This window comes from Amycolatopsis anabasis (genome assembly GCF_009765355.1).
GTDB lineage: Bacteria > Actinomycetota > Actinomycetes > Mycobacteriales > Pseudonocardiaceae > Amycolatopsis > Amycolatopsis anabasis.
The window spans coordinates 31,646-34,011 of record NZ_VTHK01000081.1 but is presented as its reverse complement, the minus strand read 5'-3'; the positions used below and the strand labels follow the sequence as shown (position 1 = coordinate 34,011).

General features: G+C 71.6%; 1 protein-coding gene. It reads right to left on the bottom strand.

From position 1 onward, the window contains the following. Positions 1-2,366: type I polyketide synthase (locus FXO23_RS52065; protein WP_179957070.1), on the bottom strand; the 2,366-nt coding region annotated here is incomplete at both ends.

The window sequence follows — 2,366 nt, the reverse complement described above, 5'->3', positions numbered from 1 at the left end:
CCGTCGGCGAACCGGACGGCCTGCCGCACGTGTTCGACCCAGTACTCAGGAGTGGCCGGTTCCCCGGCCGCGAGCCGACCGGACACATTGGACACCAACGGAATCCGCGGCTCACTGAAGGTCAGGCCCTCGGCCACCCGCCGGAACTCCGCCAGCATCGGCTCCATCAACGCCGAATGGAACGCATGCGACACCCGAAGCCGCCGAGTCTTCCGGCCCTCGCCCTCGAAACGCTCCGCAACGGCCAGCACCGCGTCCTCGGCACCGGACACCACCACCGAAGCCGGACCGTTCACCGCCGCGAGCGACACCTCACCGGTCAGCAACGGGACAACTTCGTCCTCAGTCGCCTGCACCGCCACCATCGCCCCACCGGACGGCAACGCCTGCATCAACCGACCCCGCGCCGCCACCAGAACACACGCATCCGAAAGCGACAACACCCCCGCCACATGCGCGGCAGCGAGTTCACCGATCGAATGCCCCAGCAAGTAGTCCGGTTTGACGCCCCAGTGCTCCAGCAGGCGGAACAGCGCGACCTCGACCGCGAACAACCCCGCCTGCGCGTACTGCGTCCGGTCCACGGCCTCGGCGTCCGCGCCCCAGACCACCGACCGCACCGGCTCGGGCAGGTGCTCGTCCAATCCGGCGCACACCGCGTCGAACGCCTCCGCGAACACCGGGAACGCCTCGTGCAACCCGCGCCCCATACCGAGCCGCTGGGCGCCCTGACCGGAGAACAGGAAACCGGTCAGCCCCCCGGCCCGCGCCGATCCCTCGAGCACACCGGGGCCTGGTTCGCCCTCGGCCAGCGCGCGGAGGTCGGCCAGCAGTTCGGCGCGGTCGGCGCCGGTCAGCACCGCCCGCCGCTCCAGTGCGGACCGGGTGGTCGCGAGGGAGAAACCCACGTCGACCGGGGTCAGTTCCGGTCGCGACTCGACGAAGGTCCGCAGCCGGTCGGCCTGCGCGCGCAGCGCGTCCGGCGTCTTCGCGGAGAGCACCCACGGCACGCGCGGCGAACCGGTCGGCACGGGCGCCTCCGCCACCGGGGGCGCCTGCTCCACGATGACGTGGGCGTTGGTGCCGCTGATCCCGAACGACGACACCGCGGCCCGCCGGGCCCGCCCGGTCTCCGGCCACGGCCGGGTTTCCGTGAGCAGCTCCACCGCACCGGCCGACCACTCCACATGCGGCGACGGCTCGTCCACGTGCAGGGTCTTCGGTAGCACCCCGTGCCGCATGGCCTCGACCATCTTGATGATCCCGGCAACCCCGGCGGCCGCCTGGGAATGGCCGATGTTCGACTTGACCGACCCCAGCCACAACGGGGTTTCCCGGTCCTGGCCGTAGGTCGCCAGCAATGCCTGTGCCTCGATCGGGTCGCCCAGCGTGGTCCCGGTGCCGTGCGCCTCCACAACGTCCACATCGGACGATGTCAGTCCCGCACTCGACAGCGCCTGGCGGATCACCCGCTGCTGCGACGGACCGTTCGGCGCGGTCAACCCGTTCGACGCACCATCCTGGTTCACCGCGGAACCACGCACCACCGCCAGGATCCGGTGCCCGTTCCGTTCGGCGTCGGACAACCGCTCTACCAGCAGCACACCGACACCCTCGGACCAGCCGACCCCGTCCGCGGCCGCCGCGAACGATTTGCACCGGCCGTCCGCGGACAACCCCCGCTGGCGGCTGAACTCGACGAACATGCCCGGGGTGGCCATGACCGTCACGCCACCGGCCAGCGCGAGCGAGCACTCCCCCGACCGCAACGCCTGCGCCGCCAGGTGCAACGCCACCAGCGACGACGAACACGCGGTATCCACGGTGACCGCCGGACCTTCCAGCCCGTAGGTGTAGGCGAGGCGGCCGGACACGACGCTGCCGCCGCTGGTTCCGGACGACGACGCGCTCAGCGCGTAGTCGTGGTACATGACCCCGGCGAACACGCCGGTCCGGCTGCCCTTCAGGCTCGCGGGATCGATCCCGGCGCGCTCGAGCGCCTCCCAGGAAGCCTCCAGCAGGAGGCGCTGCTGCGGATCCATGTACAGCGCCTCGCGCGGCGAGATCCCGAACAGCCCCGGGTCGAACTCCGCGGCGTCGTACAGGAAGCTGCCGCTGCGGGTGTAGGTCTTGCCTTCCTCGCCGGGTTCCGGGTGGTACAGCGACTCCACGTCCCAGCCGCGATCGGCCGGGAAGCCGGACACCGTGTCGCCGCCGTCGGCGACGAGCTGCCAGAGGTCCTCGGGCGAGGTGACGCCGCCGGGGTACCGGCAGGCCATGCCGACGATCGCGATCGGCTCGTCGATCGGCGCCTGCCGCACGGGTTCGGCGGTCGCCGGGGCGGCCTTTCCGGCGCAAGCGGTGTC